At 45.9% G+C, this 18,099-nt stretch carries 23 protein-coding genes and 1 pseudogene; 14 read left to right on the top strand and 10 right to left on the bottom strand.

Annotation, left to right across the window (positions count from 1 at the left end; translation table 11 throughout):
* Nucleotides 1-83: 83 nt before the first annotated feature.
* Together ACTTJ8_RS00235 and ACTTJ8_RS00230 are read right to left on the bottom strand one after the other, a co-directional pair.
* The gene (locus ACTTJ8_RS00235) at nucleotides 84-341 is read right to left on the bottom strand and encodes a SemiSWEET family transporter (protein ID WP_442719997.1); all 258 of its coding nucleotides are present in this window, start codon (nucleotides 339-341) and stop codon (nucleotides 84-86) included.
* Nucleotides 342-630: 289 nt separating this feature from the next.
* A pseudogene (locus tag ACTTJ8_RS00230) lies at nucleotides 631-1,626 on the bottom strand (RpnC/YadD family protein).
* Between the two features lie 145 nt (nucleotides 1,627-1,771).
* On the opposite strand from ACTTJ8_RS00230, the gene ACTTJ8_RS00225 reads away from it, so the two are divergent.
* From ACTTJ8_RS00225 to ACTTJ8_RS00215, 3 genes are all read left to right on the top strand, one after another.
* Nucleotides 1,772-2,533, top strand: a complete 762-nt coding sequence (locus ACTTJ8_RS00225; RefSeq protein ID WP_442719996.1) for a LuxR C-terminal-related transcriptional regulator — start codon at nucleotides 1,772-1,774, stop codon at nucleotides 2,531-2,533.
* Nucleotides 2,530-3,210: a hypothetical protein gene (locus tag ACTTJ8_RS00220; RefSeq protein WP_442719995.1), complete on the top strand. Its 681-nt coding sequence runs from the start codon at nucleotides 2,530-2,532 to the stop codon at nucleotides 3,208-3,210. Before ACTTJ8_RS00225 ends, ACTTJ8_RS00220 begins: the two co-directional genes overlap by 4 nt.
* A gap of 64 nt (nucleotides 3,211-3,274) precedes the next feature.
* A complete protein-coding gene (locus ACTTJ8_RS00215; RefSeq protein ID WP_442719994.1) occupies nucleotides 3,275-3,925 on the top strand; it encodes a sensor histidine kinase in 651 nt (216 codons plus the stop codon).
* Between the two features lie 92 nt (nucleotides 3,926-4,017).
* On the opposite strand, the gene ACTTJ8_RS00210 is transcribed toward ACTTJ8_RS00215, so the two are convergent.
* The 8 genes from ACTTJ8_RS00210 to ACTTJ8_RS00175 form a co-directional block, all read right to left on the bottom strand.
* The gene (locus ACTTJ8_RS00210) at nucleotides 4,018-4,275 is read right to left on the bottom strand and encodes a helix-turn-helix domain-containing protein (RefSeq protein WP_442719993.1); all 258 of its coding nucleotides are present in this window, start codon (nucleotides 4,273-4,275) and stop codon (nucleotides 4,018-4,020) included.
* 295 nt (nucleotides 4,276-4,570) lie between these two features.
* On the bottom strand, nucleotides 4,571-4,990 hold the full coding sequence (locus ACTTJ8_RS00205; protein WP_442719992.1) for a hypothetical protein: 420 nt from the start codon (nucleotides 4,988-4,990) through the stop codon (nucleotides 4,571-4,573).
* Nucleotides 4,991-5,014: 24 nt separating this feature from the next.
* Entirely contained in the window at nucleotides 5,015-5,902 is an 888-nt protein-coding gene (locus ACTTJ8_RS00200; RefSeq protein WP_442719991.1) for an AAA family ATPase, read from the bottom strand.
* Entirely contained in the window at nucleotides 5,902-7,902 is a 2,001-nt protein-coding gene (locus ACTTJ8_RS00195) for a hypothetical protein (RefSeq protein WP_442719990.1), read from the bottom strand. Before ACTTJ8_RS00195 ends, ACTTJ8_RS00200 begins: the two co-directional genes overlap by 1 nt.
* Entirely contained in the window at nucleotides 7,899-8,225 is a 327-nt protein-coding gene (locus ACTTJ8_RS00190; protein ID WP_442719989.1) for a DUF3164 family protein, read from the bottom strand. Before ACTTJ8_RS00190 ends, ACTTJ8_RS00195 begins: the two co-directional genes overlap by 4 nt.
* Nucleotides 8,226-8,238: 13 nt before the next feature.
* On the bottom strand, nucleotides 8,239-8,427 hold the full coding sequence (locus ACTTJ8_RS00185; RefSeq protein WP_442718561.1) for a hypothetical protein: 189 nt from the start codon (nucleotides 8,425-8,427) through the stop codon (nucleotides 8,239-8,241).
* 26 nt (nucleotides 8,428-8,453) lie between these two features.
* Nucleotides 8,454-8,708, bottom strand: coding sequence for a hypothetical protein (locus ACTTJ8_RS00180; protein ID WP_442719988.1), 255 nt, complete (start codon nucleotides 8,706-8,708; stop codon nucleotides 8,454-8,456).
* A 103-nt stretch (nucleotides 8,709-8,811) separates the two neighbouring features.
* On the bottom strand, nucleotides 8,812-9,147 hold the full coding sequence (locus ACTTJ8_RS00175; RefSeq protein WP_442718559.1) for a hypothetical protein: 336 nt from the start codon (nucleotides 9,145-9,147) through the stop codon (nucleotides 8,812-8,814).
* Nucleotides 9,148-9,442: 295 nt separating this feature from the next.
* Here ACTTJ8_RS00175 and ACTTJ8_RS00170 point away from each other — a divergent pair, with 295 nt between their 5' ends.
* From ACTTJ8_RS00170 to ACTTJ8_RS00120, 11 genes are all read left to right on the top strand, one after another.
* Nucleotides 9,443-10,561: a LexA family protein gene (locus tag ACTTJ8_RS00170; protein WP_442719987.1), complete on the top strand. Its 1,119-nt coding sequence runs from the start codon at nucleotides 9,443-9,445 to the stop codon at nucleotides 10,559-10,561.
* Between the two features lie 66 nt (nucleotides 10,562-10,627).
* The gene (locus tag ACTTJ8_RS00165; protein ID WP_442719986.1) at nucleotides 10,628-10,891 is read left to right on the top strand and encodes a hypothetical protein; all 264 of its coding nucleotides are present in this window, start codon (nucleotides 10,628-10,630) and stop codon (nucleotides 10,889-10,891) included.
* Entirely contained in the window at nucleotides 10,873-11,469 is a 597-nt protein-coding gene (locus ACTTJ8_RS00160; protein ID WP_442719985.1) for an ImmA/IrrE family metallo-endopeptidase, read from the top strand. The genes ACTTJ8_RS00165 and ACTTJ8_RS00160 overlap by 19 nt, the downstream gene beginning before the upstream one ends.
* Nucleotides 11,470-11,604: 135 nt before the next feature.
* Nucleotides 11,605-12,240, top strand: a complete 636-nt coding sequence (locus tag ACTTJ8_RS00155) for a hypothetical protein (protein ID WP_442719984.1) — start codon at nucleotides 11,605-11,607, stop codon at nucleotides 12,238-12,240.
* Between the two features lie 6 nt (nucleotides 12,241-12,246).
* Entirely contained in the window at nucleotides 12,247-12,588 is a 342-nt protein-coding gene (locus ACTTJ8_RS00150) for a hypothetical protein (RefSeq protein WP_442719983.1), read from the top strand.
* Nucleotides 12,570-13,061, top strand: a complete 492-nt coding sequence (locus tag ACTTJ8_RS00145; RefSeq protein ID WP_442719982.1) for a hypothetical protein — start codon at nucleotides 12,570-12,572, stop codon at nucleotides 13,059-13,061. Before ACTTJ8_RS00150 ends, ACTTJ8_RS00145 begins: the two co-directional genes overlap by 19 nt.
* Nucleotides 13,058-13,348 carry a hypothetical protein gene (locus tag ACTTJ8_RS00140; RefSeq protein ID WP_442719981.1) on the top strand — a complete coding sequence of 97 codons (291 nt, stop codon included), beginning with the start codon at nucleotides 13,058-13,060 and terminating at the stop codon, nucleotides 13,346-13,348. The genes ACTTJ8_RS00145 and ACTTJ8_RS00140 overlap by 4 nt, the downstream gene beginning before the upstream one ends.
* Nucleotides 13,326-13,847 (top strand): phage protein Gp27 family protein, encoded by a 522-nt coding sequence (locus ACTTJ8_RS00135; RefSeq protein WP_442719980.1) that lies wholly within the window; start codon nucleotides 13,326-13,328, stop codon nucleotides 13,845-13,847. Before ACTTJ8_RS00140 ends, ACTTJ8_RS00135 begins: the two co-directional genes overlap by 23 nt.
* A complete protein-coding gene (locus tag ACTTJ8_RS00130) occupies nucleotides 13,844-15,349 on the top strand; it encodes a terminase large subunit domain-containing protein (RefSeq protein WP_442719979.1) in 1,506 nt (501 codons plus the stop codon). The genes ACTTJ8_RS00135 and ACTTJ8_RS00130 overlap by 4 nt, the downstream gene beginning before the upstream one ends.
* Nucleotides 15,350-16,609: a phage portal protein family protein gene (locus ACTTJ8_RS00125; RefSeq protein ID WP_442719978.1), complete on the top strand. Its 1,260-nt coding sequence runs from the start codon at nucleotides 15,350-15,352 to the stop codon at nucleotides 16,607-16,609.
* Between the two features lie 8 nt (nucleotides 16,610-16,617).
* Nucleotides 16,618-18,078, top strand: a complete 1,461-nt coding sequence (locus ACTTJ8_RS00120; RefSeq protein ID WP_442719977.1) for a phage minor head protein — start codon at nucleotides 16,618-16,620, stop codon at nucleotides 18,076-18,078.
* Nucleotides 18,079-18,099 lie beyond the last annotated feature (21 nt).

Raw genomic sequence — 18,099 nt, 5'->3', positions numbered from 1 at the left:
CTGAGCTTTTCAGCTGCCGCTTTGTTTTAATAGGAAAATACAGTTCCGTATTTACGATACACAGAACATACTGCTTTTGCTTTTTATAGCGCGGTAATAGCTGCTATCAGTCCACAGATAATCCCCGGCATATTTGCTGCAGCAAGCGGATAATCTTTTTTATCTTTTAATAAGGCGTATAGTACCCAGATTGTGCAGTTAATTGCTGCCGCCATCGGCTGAAGAAAGACGCTTTTATTTCCTTGCAGGTTATTGATAATCTGCGGAATATACGAAACATACATGGTAACCGATAATGCAGTACCCATCCATCCGAGAATTTTGAGTTTTGCTTCACTCATGCCTGATCTCCTTTGTGCGGGATGAAGAATATACCTGTACTCGACCTTGTTCGATAACTGTGTTGTCGAACAGGTCGACGAGTTCTAAATCGCACAAATCGTACGATTTAAACATCGCATTTCAAGGTAGCCCGTTCAGAAACGGAAGTTTCTGAACAGGTTTACTATAGCGTATTTAGAATCCTTCTGCAAGATTGGGGAAAAGAGATGGCAGGGATTCCGCATTATAGTTATAAGGCTGTTATTATCATACTCTACACGATAATTTGCTCATTTCTTCAATTATCCATTAGCCAATCGCTTCTATTTCTTCTTTGCTCAATCCTGTGACTTGTATAATCATTGCAGTATCACAATGCAGCTGCTTTAAAATCCGTGCACTTTCAATAGCTTTTTTATGGAACCCTTGTTCTATTCCTTCAGTTCTACCTTGTTCTATTCCTTCAGTTCTGCCTTGTTCTATTCCTTGTTTTATTCCTTCAGCAAAGGCTATTTCACGTTCTTCTGCACGCTGTACGGCAATGTCTTCTTCATAATTATATTCGGCAAGCAGCATATTTATGACCTCCTTTGTCTTGCGTTCAAGATATTCACGCAAAATATTATGTGCTATACACTCCTCAACTGCTTTTTGAAATCCTTGTATCGGATCAATCGCTTTCCACTTCCTCACCGTCTGTACAAAAATGCTATATTCGTTTATAGGGTTACACAGCGCTAATAGCGGATGTTCATTATGCCGATTTATGTTTACTACTTTTACAATCAATTCCAAATCTGGGTGTTCAACCGGTTCTATAAAAGCATCGGATAATTTAAGTGTTACTTCCCGCGAATACGGCTCTTTGCCATTGTAAAAAACATAAAATTCCGGTCTTTTGAAAATATACGACGCATCTGCGTTGTCGCTACGCCGAAATAAATGCTCGACGTACAAAAAGTACGTCTCCGCTTTATTTCGACTAGGATCCTAGCATCTACATCGTCTCTTTTCAAAAGTTCTTCAGTACCCTCATGGATGGCGGTGGTTCTCAGCAGCAGCGATGTTTTTTCGTGAGCAAAAACTCGTAGCTCAAGCCGATACACGGATGTATCGGCTTGAGCGGCTCATATACATAACTTGCTCGAGCTTAATATTTTCTAATAAGGTAACATCATGCAGCTGTGTTCTGTGCAAAGCCTTGTAAAGCGACAAAAAGCGCTCTTTTGCTTTTTCATCAGTACTAAATAGATCGACAAAAACGGAGTCTTTATAGTTACGGTTATCCGCTACAGTTTCCAACATGCCGTTAGTATAGCATAAAACACGATCCTGTGTAAGATTAGGCATAAACAGTAACGCTGTCTTTGAGTTTTCATAGGATAGTTTCATCATATTTTCGGGACTAAACTCCCTATAAATTACCGTGTTATTTCTGTAGAATACCATTATGTCTCAAAATATTATTCTTTGCGATGACCACGCGCTGTTACGGAACGGAATAAAAAGCTGGATAGAAACTCATTCACCCTACAAGGTTACGCACGAAGCCGACACGTGGGCGGAATGTGAAAAAATAATAGATTCTATTGCTGCAACGATTACGTCAATCAACACCTCCGCTGCGGAGTGCAGCCGAGAAACAGCAACTAGTACACCTTCCGCACGAATAAAACTACGGGCGAATGAGGAGCCGTCACCGGAAGCACAAAACGGCTGTATCGCTAGTATCGCCATCGTAGATATTTCGTTTAAAGCGGAATACACGACTGCCGCCCACGAAGAAAATTGCGGTTTTGAAATTATCCGCCGTTTGACTGCACTGGGTATTCCGTGTATCGCATACTCCAGTCATGACTCCGGCGGATTTGTAGAACACGCAACGAGTGCTGTAGTCGGTGCAAAAGGTTTTGTTTCAAAAAATGCCGACGAAACCATCTTGCTTGCGGCGATTAATGCTGTTGCGAATGGGAAATCATACATTCAAGCGGAGCTTGTTACGGGATTGCTTGAAGTTCGCGATATAGCGCAGACCTTTACCAAAAAAGAAAAACGTGTTGCAGAGGCGCTTACGATTTACAACACAAATGCAGAAGTTGCAGCAGCACTTGGCATTACTGAAAAAACCGTTGTAAACTACCTTACCATTATGTATGACAAGGCGGGCGTTAAAAACAAACTTGAATTTTTGCAAAAAATGGGGCGGCTATGAAAAATCATTACGCGGAAAACGCTAATAAGCATCATTTATCACGTGGCGCTGACAGAATTGACAGCAGCGGCTATCGCTCCCGAATGAAGTTTGGGGTGATAGCGGTTTTCTGTCTTCTTTCCATTTTAGGGAATATCGCAACATCATTTTTAGCGTCCGCCCTTCATGCACCGATATTTTTAGATACTATTTTTACGGTAGCCATTACCTTTTATGCAGGGCTTGTTCCCGGCTTAATTGTTGCAGTTTTACGCAATCCGATTAGGACATTCATTCGCTCTGTGATGTACGGAACTGACCTATTCTATTTCGGCTCTCTGTATGCGGTTTGCGGAATGCTGATTGCGCTTTCAACATGGATTTTTAGCCGAAACAAAAAAGACTTTTTCTTTAACCGAACCGTTACCGTGCTGTATCTTTTGATAATTGTATTCGTGTCATCGTTTCTCAGCTGTTTTTCCGCAAGCGCTTTGGACACATTCATCCGTCCATTGTTTAACGACTCTTTAAGATTTTTTCCAATCGACGTTTTTTCTATCCCTTTCCAAAAATTAAAATTCGGAATGTTTTTGTCCTATCTTTTGCCGAGAATTCCCATCACTGTACTGGACAGATTGATTTGCACTTTTTCAGGTTTCGGTCTTTATCGTCTTGTTGAGCGGAGAACTGCATGCTAAAAGTAATTTTTGAAAATACCCCCCCCGCCCCGCTGCGCAATCTTCCATACAAGAGGCGGAAATTGTGACAGAACAAGAATTGCATGATTTGCTTTCCGCCTTAAACCTTTACGCTTCGTTTTTCCTCTTTTTCATTGTGGTGTGCTTTATTGCGTTCATTACCATTTTGGTGATTCTGATCAACAATATCAAAAAAAGAAAGCTGCTCAAAGAAAACCGTACATTCATTTCCGAAATTATTCAGACACAGGAAGAGGAGCGGAAGCGCATCAGTCAAGAGCTGCACGACACGGTAAGCCAGAATATCAAAACGCTTCTCATAGAACAAAAAAGATTTTTGTCAGAGATCAACGGCACAAACGCTCACTTTCCGAATAACGATGCAGCTGCGCCGGACAAATCTGCAATCGAAAAAGTAGAAAAGATCATCAGTCTTGAAAAACAGAATCAAAAAGAACTTCGCGCGATTATTCAAAACCTTTCAATTCCGCTATTAGACAGTGTGCCGTTTAAAACGGTTATACACGATTTGTGCGAACAATTTTCCGAACAGTCGGGGCTTCCCTGTACGTTTTTTGTAGAACAAAATGCGGCGCTTGAAGATTTTACAAACGAACAAAAACATCATATTTTGCGCATTATTCAGGAAGCCTTGAACAATGTCCGTGCTTATCAATTATCACCAAACTTGACCACTAATTATAATCAATTTTGAATATTTTAAGGCGGTTTTTTCCGGTTTTTAATGCGTTTTAACGGTTATTTTGCACATAAATTAACCACTTTTCCCATCAAAAGACATGACGCTTACAACAATGGAATATCAGCAAGCGCATGAGTTTTAATATACGAAATAAGGTCAGCCTTGAGAATTTCTCCGTCACAATTGACCGGCAATACTTTAGAGGAAACCATCCGGCTTATAGTCTGAACCGAAACGGAACAGACTGCGGCGGCTTCTTGCTGCGTCAACAAAGCCGGACAGTTCGGCAATAGGTCAATGTCGACCGGTTCGAGGTAGGGGAATCGGCCGAGGTTTTCGCGGCATAGTTCTGATATAGGCATAGACATCCTCCCGTAAGGTGTCTTGTTCTTCCGTTAAAAGGAAGCCTGCTAAACTATACCACGGAACACGGTACGCATCCCTGAACAGGATCGCGTCAACCTTGTAAAAATGGAGCAAAGTCTGTAGTTCATCTATCGAGCAATGAAGGAATGCACACGACTCTTTCATTGTATAAAAATATTTTAGAGCAATGCGAGCATTTTTAATCAAGAAGCGCACGGAAGCATCCCGCTGTGCAGCAGAAAGCGGGCACCGATACTGCTTTAAATTATCAAAAAGTTCCACACGTGCCATTTATCGATTGCCCCGCTCAATGGCTGACAGGAAGCCCATCACCTGGCGTAATTGGGGATGTGAGCATTCTTCAAGCTGTGATTGTCCTATCTTTTTAAGATAGCCGGTAAGCCGCTGTTCCCACATGGGGCCGAGGATACGGCACGCGCGGACTTTTACCGTATGCAAAAAAGCAGAACCATGTGGTATATAATTTCGGTCTCCCAGCGGGGCGTGCCCTTGTGCGGCAAGGAGTTTATTCAATGCGGTAACGACTGCTTCAAACTGCTGAATAGTCGTGATCTTTGCAGCCGAATCAACGGACGCACATGAATATAACAAGGTCACATACAGTTCATCATCAAGATGCGCTTTTGCCTTTTGGAGATGAATCAGAGACAAGTATTTTTTTCGTTTTGCTTCGGGGATTGTATACGGCATTTTTTCCTCCTCTCTCTCTATAGATTATAGTTGGTTAATCATCTGCTCGGTAATGTCTGGGATGCCGGAAGCATTGGCGATATTGATGAGGGCGCGCGCTTCATTTGCGACTGTGCGAAAGCCGCCGCGGGCTCGGCGTGATAAAAGCGTTGCGTTGGTAACGTCGAGCTTTACTCCTGCTGCCATCTGATAGTACGTTGCAATTTCCACTTCATGAACCGGCTTAAACACTACGATCGGATTACGGATACGGGAGCGAAGACGCGGCACTTGATCTATTTTTGATTTGAGCATTTCTTCCCCGACAAACAAAAAGGGAAGATTGCAGCGCTCATTAATACCGCGGAGTGTTTCAAGAAGCTTAATGGGACACTTATCAGCCTCATCAATGATGACTAAGCGGCGCTGATACCGGCAGGACTGTTCGATCACGGTGATACACTTACTCATCGAATGCGGACGGGTTGCACTGAGTTCATAGCACATATCGCGTAACACTTGAGTAATCGAGGAGCCGTCGATATACAGGATATAGACGGCATTCGGATTGAGGGCGGCGAAGCGTTTAGAGGTGAAGGTTTTGCCGCGCTCAGCAGTGCCGATAACCATACCGAGGCTTGAAGATAAGCTCGATTCAGGGTTTGTGAGGTCGTGCGCCAAATCATTATAGGCGGCGACCGAATCGGTGATAACAAAAGCATCGGGATCAAAATGCATACCCGCTTCCGCTTGTTTTTCTGATACTGCATACCCTTGTTTTTCAAGGCTTTCTATCATTTCCTGTTCTTTATTTTGCCAATTCGGGTATTCGTGAGATGCCACCCGCGAAACCGTTGAGCGGCTTAAATTCAATATTTTTGCTGCAGCGCCGATTGAAAGGCGGTGCTGCGTTAAAAGCTGTTGTAATTCCATCAGTAGTCCTTTTTTTGCGCTAAGGCAAAACGAATTTTATTTTCAAACAAAAGCGCATCATCTTCGCTTAATGTTTGCTCATAGCGGACTTTAAAAGCCATATCCGCATCGCAGAGGGGTGAGCCTGCAATAAGCGCGTCAATGATCGCGGTATACCGCTCACGCTCTGAGGCGTAGACCGGACGCGCATTGTGTCCTTCTTTTAAGACCGTCTGTAACCGTGCGCTTACCGCTTCGGCAAAAACTTCCGCTGAAAGCTCCTCAGCATCAGAATCTTCATTGTAGAGCGCCGCACTTGAGGGGGTGCGATTATCCGGCAGAGCAGCACAGGGAGAGGCAAAGGAGGCGCGGTCTTCTAGGAGTGCTTTTTCCGCGGTCTCTTTCGCCTGTTCAAGCGGTTTATACCGCGTCGAGGTCAGCACATGCCCAAAGCCTTTTGTCTGCTCAAAAAAGGCATCGGTTACTGCTTTCATGTTGCGCCGTTTTTCGGCAATCGCCGCTTCTACCTCATCTTGATTAAAAAAGTCGATTTTCTTTTCAGGGGTCAAAAAGATGACTTCTTGAGATACGGGATCAATCGCATAGGCACCGTGTTCAGGGTGCTCGGGGTTATAGCGCACCTCTATCTTCTGCCGTTCAAACCCGGCAAGATTGGAGCGGTTCAGTTTAACCATATCAGCGGTCAAAGGCGGGCCGACAAAGGTAATGCCGTCAACAATGACGCGGTTATTGCGAACCTTTCTCCAGGAAGGTTCAAGGAATAAAATTTCAAGATCGCTTGGGGTAAGGCGCGTCGGCTGCCAGCCTTCCTGGGGAACTGCTTTCATAAGCTCATCCCGCGGGCTGCATTTAAGAGTGCTGTGTACGCGCATTTCATACCGCTCAAGGGCAAGCTGGACTTGAAGAATAAACTCGTTATAGTGCAGCAAAAAGCCGTTTGCTTCCTGCCACGCCAAGCGGCGCTCCGCCTCCTCATCTTCTGCAGCGCTGAGCGTCAAATCGCGGACAGCGCCCGGGAGACACTGATCCAACAAAAGCACTTCAAGGGTACGGAAGAACCGCTCAATCGGTTTGGTCTTGGCATTTTTGACTTCGGCAAAGATACGCCGGTTTTTCTTATGCCAGGCTTCCGCGGTCTCAGTTACCGCAATGACAGCCCCTGAATCATCTTCGATGACATAGCGGCCGTCTTCGGTTTTATAGAGCTCCGCCTCATCGGTGTACTTCATACCAAAGGTTTGAAGCGATTCGACAAGCCAGGTAATTTTGTGCGCTGTTTCAGGCTTTCCGTTATCGTTATAGGTTGCGTTGAATTTTCCGAACCGGATAAGCCCCTCCCGAAGCGAGCGGGCAACAGTACGGAAGTTATACGGCCCCGCCTCAAAGGAAATGCCGTATGGCAGGCGGGTGCACATATCGAGCCACGCGTAGCATTCAGGACGGATTTTTTCTCCCGTATCGGTTATCACCCAAAAATCAAAGATATGCTGATCGCCGACGACAACCTCAAAGGGAGCAAGATGGGAAAGGTCTCGAGCAATATAAAAGTAATTATCAAGTGCACGCCGTCCGCCTTTGACATACTCGATTAAAAGCGGATGCAGCTGCGCAAGGTGCTTATACGCCGAAGGCTCTGAACCCACCCGCCAGCCGTGCAGTTTTGCCTCCTCGCACGTTGCCCTATAGGCATTCCGGCGGGAGCACCAGCGGACTTTACGGTACATATCAAGGTAAAAAGAGCGCATAAACCGTAAGGCTTCCGCATCCCATGCGTAGACGCTTCGCCCTTGGCTTGGCTTTACGAAAGGAAGATAGCCGTTTTGCTCAATCTCTTTGATATAGCGGCGGACGGAAGAAACCGAAAGGCAAAACCGCTCGGCAATAGCCGCTTCCGCCCGGCGGAAAGGAATGCCCGCCGGACGCTTTCTCCACGCTTCATAGACCGAGACTTTCAGCTGATGCTTGGTATCAGTACGAAATACCGCTAAGCCTTCTTTCATTGTGCCATCTCCGCTTGTTCACTTTGCAGCATATCAAGTTCAGTATAATAGTTGACCGCTTCGCGCAGTTTAAACGACAGATTACAAGCAGCCGTGAGCCGGTCGGTAACCTCACCGAATGATCGAAGATATTCGTCAATAGCATCAAAGGCGGCAATGTCGTCAAAAAAGCCTTTTTTCAAGGCGGCAATCTGACGCGACATTTCCTGTGATTTTTCAACAATCTCCTTGACCAAGCTGTCCCGAGCCAGGTCAATCGGTTTTATCATACTGATAGGGTCATACCCGCCGCGGGCGTTTTTCATATATTCTTTTTCGTTCATAGTGTTATGCTCCTTATACTGCGCTTTCGTCTTTGGAAAGCACTAAATTCTCGCGCAATAGTTGTTGTGCTTGCTGGATAAGTCCGTATATTTTAAGGCACGCATCACGAGTTTCTTTCCCGTGAATACCGCGAGCCGCTTCAATGCGGATTTCATCCAGCGTGCCGGATAAAAGTTCATAGGCTTGTGCTGTTACTCTCATGTTCTCCCACCTCCTCATGCCCTCTTTTAGGGACACATCTTTTCAATAAATGCGAGTACGCGCTCACATTCTCTTTGCGCCGTTTTCTTTCCCGAATACCGCGCATGTGTCCACCAGCCGCGGACAATGCTTACAACGACATCCCGCTCAGCTCCAATCGAAACCGCAGGGGCTGGCTTTTCGGCTTCAAGCGTAAACGGCACATCCTGTATCCCTTCCGCTTCTTTAATCGACTGCTCAAGCCGATTAAAAGCGGTTGTCATCCGTGGACTAAAAGGCATTTTTTTTACTCCTCACGGGTAAAGCCGGTTATTACTCGTCCATCAAGCGAAAGGCGAAAGACCGGATTTTTCTTTTGAAAGAAATGGAGTAAGAGCACATTTCCTAAACCGCGAAACATTTCAGAATCCATATAGACCGTAGTGCATCTACCGCGCTGGGGGTATAGGCAGGATCTGAGACGGCAAGCCGCGCTTCAATGACGACATCATCCCAGCTCTCTTTACCTAAGATGCGGGCAATCTCCGCTTCTACACGGCGGGAACGGCGGCGGCCACAAACGACATTTAAAACAGTTTCGCCCTTGACACAAATACGACATCCAATCGCTGACAAAGAAAACCCTTTTAATTTTAAAAAGTATTTAATGCAATGACCATCTTGCATAGTAGGATGAAGTCGAGGTTCTAGAGTCTTAAAAAGAACTTTGGTGTTTCTCATTTTAGGCAGCCTCCTGATAGGGAGTACCTAAAAAGCACTTAGAAAACAACAAGACATCAATCACCTTGTTAAAATGCTCATTTTTTCTTATAATCACAACAAGCCTCCTGTCTTTAAAGGGGTATTAAGGGAAAGCGAAATCTCTTGGCGGGGATCGCTTTCCTTTTTTTTTCTAAAGCAAGGCTCCTTGCTTTTCGATATATCTTATAATACTCGATTATTCTGATATATCAAGTGATAATATACGAAAAATCGAGTATTATTTTTAAGATATGTCGTATAAAAGAGGTGCGTAATGGAGTGGAGTGAAAAAATAAGTATTTTAGAAAAAGAACTAAAAAACAAAGGAGAAGCATCAGGACTTCCAAAGCTTTTAGGGGTTCGATCAGGTATAATTTCTGATATAAAAAGCGGAAAAGCTAAAAACCCAAGCTCAAAGCTAGCCTTAATGTTAATAAACAAACTGCAAGTAAACCCAGAATGGCTAGAAACAGGAACGCCTCCAATTTTTCTAAACAAGCAAGAAACCTTGCCTCACCATGTGAAATCTTTCCCACCAAAACCACCCGCAGAGACATCTGCAAATGAAGCAGAACAAGCCGCAAATCTTCAAAACGATAAGCCACCAAGTCTGCCTCACCTTGCGCAAATTTTTCACAGTAAAGAACCCGCAGCCAGTCCTGTAAAAGAGGCTGTTTCAGGAAGCATTGAAGCCCTAGCCCGGGAAGCGATTGCTCCTGCCTTAACAGCCATTGAAGAAAAGATAACGGACACCGTAACTACGCTGGCAGCACATACAACGCAATCCGAGACCGTTTTAGCGGCGCATACGGCAGCTTTAGCCGCACATACGCAGCAGCTCAATGAAATCAGCGCCGCGCTGCGGAAGCTGCAAGCATTAAGCGGGCAGCCGCTTGAGGACACGGCTCACGAGCGAAAGCCCCTTTATACGGCAGCGCCTGATATATCGGTTGTGAAAGACCCTGAACCTTCCTACACGGCTCTTACAGAAGAGGAGGAGGAGGAGGAGGAGGAAACACCAACGACCCGCTTGCCGCTTATCGAAAACCTTGCCGCAGGCGTTCCGCGCGAACCGGTTGACACGTATGAAACCTATCCGGTGCCGACTGCATACCTCAAGGCGCATAAAACATATTTTGTCGCAAAAATCCACGGAACCAGCATGACCGAGGCGGGTATTGCCGACGGCTGCCATGTCCTTTTAGAAGCAAAGGACATCCCGGAAAGCGGGGACATTGTCATTGCCCGCTATGAAAATCAGACAACGCTCAAACGGCTCAAGCAGCTGGATGACGGCAGATGGGAACTGTTGTATGAAGACGGCTCACGGGCAAAGATAGAGCTTATCGACCCCGATTGGGCAATACAGGCGAAGTTTATCAGGGTGGTGTAGAAGATATTGGCAAAGGGCTCTTAGTGCGTTATAATAAAAGGAGAGTGCAAAAGTGAGGAGGTTTGTATGGCAAAGAGAGAAAGCGAAGTCGCTATATTTAAGAAAATAAACAGTATCAAAGAACGCCTTTTTATATGTACTGAACGGGAAGAAATTGAGGCTCTTTTTGATTCGGAGGGAATAGGAAATCTCAAGGAAAGAATTGAACTGCTTGACCAATGCATGGGATTTGAGGAAATGGCTAACACCCCCGAAGAATTACCCATTGAGCAAGAATATGACTTTGAATGTGAAATGTTTGTGGAGGGCACATGGAGAATGTTAAGCTAGATGAAACGATTTGCAGCAAATTAAAAGAAGCGTTCCATGTCTGTCAGGCTGACATTGATCAGATGGTTCAGCTCTTTAATGACAAGCTCAAACCGGCAATCAACATCCGGTATCTTTCTCATTTAGTTTCAAGCATTGAAGATATGATCAATGAAGAACAAAAGGCGCTTTTTTTAGAGCAATTAAAGCAGACTAAAACGAATCCAAATGGTATTGATCTATGGACAGAGTTGTGTAATCAAAAAAGATTTCGTTTTTTTTCGATTAGCCTTGTACCGCTGCCAAGCACAAAAGGGCGCAAAGGACGCCTTGCAAAGAAGCCTGGCGGATGCATTATTTATTATGCCAATTATTTACAGCCGAACGAAAAACGCTTTGTTCTTGCCCATGAGCTGGGGCATATAGTAAACGAGCATTTATTGAAACCGTCTTCTACCAATGCAGAATATCGGGCATCGCTTTTTGCTTATATAGCCTTACTTGATAAAAATAATTTCTACCAAAATGAAGCGTTCAAGTTTACCTGCGATACTGATCTTGCATTATTTAAAGAATATTGTACTTTGTTACATGTATAAACTGACAATAGAATCATCATTAATACATTAAACGAAAACCCACCCCCGCCCCGAGAAAAGGCGGGGGTTTCTTTTTATCGGGTACTCTTGTACATGAAGCGCCGCAGTAATGCGGAACTATTACAAGGAGTACCTATGATCAAAAATAACTCAAAGGGCAAACCATATTATACACAGCGGAATAATGAGCTCAATCCTGCATCAAGCTGTAATGTAACGGCGATGATTCAAGGGCTCATCTGTGCAGGCTGGCCGCTCCCGCAAGGTGCGTACCGGCAGCCAGAAGATTCGTTGCTGCATTTTATCCGGCATGACATTGTTATCCTCAAAGAATGGAAGCGCCTTGATCCGCACGGAAAGTATCCGCCGAATGAATGGCATTCGCTTTTGTGTATGGGAACAAACCGCTTTCTTATCTCGAACGGCATTACCGGCAAAAACATCATTACCTTTTGCGACGATTGTACGCTCCTTGACTTTAAGCTCCTCATTGATAAAGGAGGCGTTGCCGTTTTTTCCGGGCAGTTTAAAAGTGAGCGCGGTACAATCGGACATATCGTTACCGGAGTTGGCTACCAGTGCGATAACAGCGGCACGGTAACGGAGATCATGATTGATGACCCGTGGGGAGATTATCACTCGCTGTACCGTGTACATAAAGGCGATGACATTCTCATGCCGAAAGAGGATTTTTATGCGCTTTTTAAGCCGGTAGGCAGCACGCAAAAACGGGCGCATCTCATTCCAAAATACGAAAAGGCAGGAGTGTAAATAGGTATGGAAGAAAAAGAGCAAAAAGACAAGAAACAAGAGAAAGCAGCACTTGCAAAAAAGCAATCGAGGAAAGCGATTATTGCCGCAGGCGTGTGGGTGTCGGTTCACAGTATCATGAAAGCGCTTTTCCCGCTTTTTGGGGCAGGAGAATACGGGCTTTCGATGAGTGATATTATCAGTTCAGGCAGTTTTTTTATTGCCGGATGGGTTCCGGTGTACGGCTCTATCTGGCTTGATAAGATTTTCAACGTCCCAAAAGACGAAACAGGCTCGGATGAAACGACAGAAGCGCCGATTGGGTTTACCATACAAGAAGGGGGGATGGAGTGTGGAAAAAAGGATTAAGTATGCTCTTATCGGTATCGCTGCTTTGTGCGCCGTATATGGGCTTTGCACTGTGCTTAACCGATGCGGAAGCGGAGCAAATAGCGTGCGAGATAGCGAGTATGAAAAGAGAGCTCTCCGCCTTGCAGATGAACTTTCAAGTGCTGAAAGGGACATTGAAAGGGCAAGAGAACGAACTGGCGAAAGCCGAGCAGCAATTAAAGGAGGCCTTGCAGCGCTTGAGCAAAGCAGAAGCGGAATTAGCGAAAGCCTCTCACGAATTGGAACAGTCGGAGAAAGCTTTGCTACAATCGAAGAGTGCATTAGTGCAAGCGAGAGTAGCGTTGAGCGGCTTACAGCAAGCGTTCAGTGCATTGAGCGAATCATACAGGAAGCAGCAGAAAGAGAAAGTCGTATGGATGACGGCAACGGTGACGCTGGCTCTTGTGGTAACCGGCTTTACGATTGCCGAGATAGTAAGGAGTAAAAGATGAGTGATACCTTTTCGGTTATACAGGCTTTAGGGCTTCTGGCGCAAACGGTCGGTCTTATTACCATTGCCATCAAGACGGGCAACTGGAAAGGGGTAACGGAAAACCGGATCAGTAATATTGAAAAAGAACTCAAAGAAATGAAGGTTGAAGTCTCCCGATTAGAGGACATGCAAAAAGAGCTCATGCCGGTATTGATCGGCTTACAAAAGGATATGGAATATGTCCGCAAATCAGTCGACAAACTGAACGAACAGCGAGAAGACCATGCCGAAAAAAAGTACCGTTGAAATAGAAGGACTCATTGAAAAGGCGGTTTACCTCCATGATGTTGCGCATCTGACGAATAAGCAGATTGCAGAGCAATTCCGGCAGGAAGGCTATGTCATTTCAACGTCGAGTGTGCAGCGCGCTCTTCGGGCAAAAAAATTATCTGAAAAAGAGTTTCAAAAAAAGCTCAAAGAGACGGAAATTTTTATCGAAGCGACGAAAAACACCCCCGGGCTTCAGATGGCAAAAGCAGGAACTGACATTGCCATGGTGATGCTCTTAAAAGAGCTTCAGGGGATGGAAGATTTAAGCGCCCTGTCGGAAGGGGAAATTCTTGACAAATTAGCCCGCATTGTTAAGGCACAAAAAGATATTGCGAAAGTATCGCTCGACTATGAGCGCGGCTACAAGCAAGGGCTTTTTTGTGCGCAAAAGGCGATTGAAAAAGTCGTGCAGCAAGGAGGGGTGTCAAAACCGGCAGCAGAAAAAATACTACAAGAATTAGGATTAAAACAATGAGAGCACTGAACGAGTCCATCTCCGCACCGAAAGCACAAGAAGGTACCGCCGCTCCCGTTTCGGCAGAGCTTTTACCCTATCAGGTACACTGGATTACCGATAAAAACCCGCTTCGCCTGTGGGAAAAAAGCCGCCGTATCGGGGCAAGTTATACCCTTGCTTTAGAAGCGGTATTAAACGGTATGGAAACCGGCGGAAGCAATACCTACTACCTTTCCTACAACAAAGACATGACGCGGCAATTTATTAAAGATGCCGCCTATTGGTGCCGCCGTCTTGAGGTGAGCGCGAAGCAGCTTGAAGAGACGATTATCACGAACGATAAAAAAGACATTACCGTCTTCCGCATTGTCTTTGCTTCCGGGGCAGAGATCGCCGCCCTTCCGAGCGTTGAGTATTCCCTCCGCTCAAAACAGGGAAACGTCATCTTAGATGAGGCAGCCTTCGTGGAAGACTTTGAGGGGGTAAAAAAAGCAGCGCTCGCGCTTTTAATCTGGGGCGGACGCTTTAGTATTCTTTCAACGCATAACGGGGAAGATAACCCCTTTAATCTTTTTATCAAAAAAATCAAAAGCGGCGCAGAAAAAGACTGGAGCCTTCACTTCACGACGTTTGACCAAGCGATTGCGCAGGGCTTATACCGGAAAATCTGTGAAGTGCAACAACGGAACTGGACACGAGAAGGGGAGCAATCCTTTACCCGTACCATCTATAACATTTATAAAGACAACGCCGATGAGGAGCTTTGCTGTATTCCCCTCAAAGCCGGAACACGCTATTTTTCCCGTCTGTTGCTTGAAGGCTGCACAGGAGATGGGTGCGCGATTGTGCGGGAGCGCTTCCCCGATACGTTTGTCCATGAGCGGAAAGGGAAAAAAGAAGCGGCGATACAAACGCTCTTTACGAAAAAGATACGGAGTGCGTTACGGCACATCACCGACCCTGCGTATTTCGGGTTTGACTTTGCCCGCTCAGGGGATTTATCCGTTTTGTGGCTCTGTGAAAAAAGAGCAGAAAGGCTTGAAAGCCGTCTTATTCTTGAGCTGCGCAACTGTCCCTTTGACGAGCAGTACCTTCTTTTGACACAGATCATATCAAATGTGAAAACCCTCGTACATGGTAAGTGCGACGCACGGGGAAACGGACAGATGATTGCAGAAAAGTTGAGCCTTGATTTCCCCGGCTTTTGCGATCAGGTGATGATTAGTTCCGGCTGGTATGCCAGGGTTATGCCGCAGGTAAAAAGTCTCCTCGAAGAAAAAGGCTGTCTTATCCCTTCCGATGACTATCTCTTTTCTGACTTTTCGGCGGTACAGCTCGTAAACGGAATCCCGAAAATTGCAGAGCGTATCCGCGAAGGCGCTACCGGAGCCGCACGGCATGGAGACGGCGCGGTTGCCTTAGCCCTCTGTGTCGATGCTCTCTTGGAAGAAGGGGAAATCGCCGCTCCCTATGGTGCCGAAACGCACCCCCGTGATGCGAGTATGTTTCAGGGGTATTAAATGGTATTTGGAAAAAAGAAGGTAACGGAAAAAGAGCTCACCTCGCAGCTCGTTGATCTTAATGGGTTTCGCTCCATTGTTTCAGCGCTCGATGAGATTGAGCCGTGGACGATGCAGGAGCTCCATAACCCGAATCTTTTTACTGAGATGCTTTCCGATGCGCGGATCGGAAGCCTGGTTGAAAACCGGCAGGATAAAGTGCTCCGTCTTGATATGGGGCACCTCGATTCAGAAGATGATGCTTTTAATGAAGCGCACCGCACCGCCTTCCCCTTTAATACGATACAAAAAATAGCGATCCAGCTTTTAAATGCCCTCGTCTATGGCGTTGCAGTCAGTGAAGTAGTCTGGAAAAAAGAAGCAGGTCTTTTTATTCCTTCTGACTTTATTCACATCCCGCGTTCTTTGTATTCCTTTCCGCCCTTCCAAGAAGGGAACCCGATGACGCCGGTTTTAACCGTGTCAAACACCGTGCTCGATACTCCTTATAAATTCCTTATCCACCGAAACGACCGCGGTACGGGTAAGCCGTCGGGGGTGAGTATTTTACGCTCAGTGTATTGGCCGTGGCAGTTCAAAAAACTCGGTTTTAAGTTTTGGGTAATGGCAGCGGAGCGGATCGGAGTGCCGAGTATTTTAGCGCTCTTTGAAACAAAAACCGATGTTGATGCAAGGAAGCGCGCAAAAACCTTAGCAGATGCACTGCACAAAATCAGAAGCGGCTCAAGCCTTGCCCTCGGCAATGTCAAAGATGTTAAGTACCTCAATGCAGAAGGGGCAATCAAAGACTTTGACACGCTCATCGCTGTTTGCAATACGGAAATATCGTATGGGCTTACCGGGCAAAGTTTAACGACCAATGAAGCGCAATACGGCACGCGCGCGAATGCAGTCTTGCATGATGACACCTTTGCCGCCGTTGTCAGTAAAGATGCGCAAGCCTTACAGAGTACCATCCAGCAGCTTTATGACTGGTTTGCCGCTATCAATTTCCCCGGAAAGAAGCCGCTTGCCTTTGAAATTGACGCAGGGGAAGCAGCGCCTTGGGATGCCATTACCCGCGCGATTGAGCTAAAAATCCCCGTGTCAAAGCGGGCGCTGTATAACCGCTATAAACTGCCGGAACCTGAAAACGAGGCGGATAGTTTTGTCTGTGAAACCGCTCCTGTTTCTTCTGACATTCCAGCAGCTGGAGCGGGAGAAGACTTTGCCGATGGCAAAAGCACAGGACAAAACGGCGCCGACGCTTTTTTTTTCTAAAAAAGATTTTGCTCCAAAAAAAGCGCGCGCAGCTACAAGATGAGCAGCGCCTCCTTAATGCTTTTTGCAGCGCCGGACGTTCGCGCTTTAAAAAGGCGGTACGCGAAAGCCTTACCACATGGTTTGATCTTCACTTTACCGATACACCGCCTTCAAAAGAAGCACTCAAAAAATCCCGCACAGCTCCGCCTGTCAATAAGCAGCTTTTTACCATTACCGAAATCGTCTTAGAGGGGGCACTCCTTTTAGGGCGACTCCACGCAAAAGCGCCGCGCGATTCTTTTGCCGATGATGATTTACAGATTATCCGCTCGCGTGAGGCGGTTCCTTTTGAACAGGCGATTGACTTCTTAAAAGGGACGGTGCCGATGCATAAGGGGGAATGGGAGCAGCTTGAAAAGCCGCTTCGCTTCCGCGCCTTTACCGTTGCCCGCCTTGCAGAGCTTGACCATATCGAGAAGGTACGGCAAACGCTTGTAACCGCCCTTGAAAAAGGAGACGGCTTTCAAGAAAAATGGGCAACACTTCGGGAAACTTTGAATACTCGCGGAGAAGATATTGCTCCCGGCTATTTTGAAACAGTCTACCGCACCAATGTCCAGACCGCCTATAACGCCGGGCGGCTTATGCAGTATCAGGATAATCCGCCTCGCGCCTGGGAGCTTTTAGTCATTGAAGACGGAAGGACAAGCGATACCTGTAAGGGTATTGCATCTCTTATTGGGAATGGGAGGGCGCTTCCTTCCAATCATCCGTTTTGGAAAAAATACGGCTTTCCGCCGTATCACTTTAACTGCCGCACTACCTTCCGCGCAGTGTATGACACTGATGCGGCTGTACAGAATGTGCCGATCAAAACATTGCAGAGCGCTATTCATATTCAAAAAGGATTTGGCGGCAACCCGATTGAAAAAGAAAGCTGGTGGCGTATTACCGATACGATGAAAGAGCGGATTGTCAAATACGACATTGCAGATGAGGTCAATGCGTGTGCTCATCAAGTTGGGCTTAAAAATTATGACTTCTCTCTTGCGTCTGAAAAAACAGAAAAACGGCAACTTGGTACAACGAAATATCATGCGACAATAATAAAAGGCGCAGAGCCGAAACAGCACGAAATAGCAATCGCCGAAGCGCTAGAAAAGAAGGGCTATAAAATTGTCTTTACCCCGGAAAATCATTTGATCCAAGGGATAAAAAATCCGGAAGGACTTGAGACCACACTTAATAAAATTGTCGAGATGAAAAAAGTAGATAGCAACAATATCGAGAAAATCGGCAAGAGAATTACAGAAGCGGCACAGCAACATCCTGAAATTGCAATCCTCCACCTTGGCGGGGAAAAACCGTACACAAAACAGCAAGCCATAGAAGCTGCGCGGAAAACATTACATGAAGAAAAAATACCGGACACATTGCAGGAAGTGTGGCTCTTGTTGAATGGAGACCTTATCAGAGTGAAAAAATAAAAAAGGCATACTGCTTTCCGT

It is taken from the genome of Treponema sp., from assembly GCF_052169735.1.
Classification (GTDB): Bacteria; Spirochaetota; Spirochaetia; order Treponematales; family Treponemataceae; genus Treponema.
This window is presented reverse-complemented; position numbering and strand designations above follow the sequence as displayed.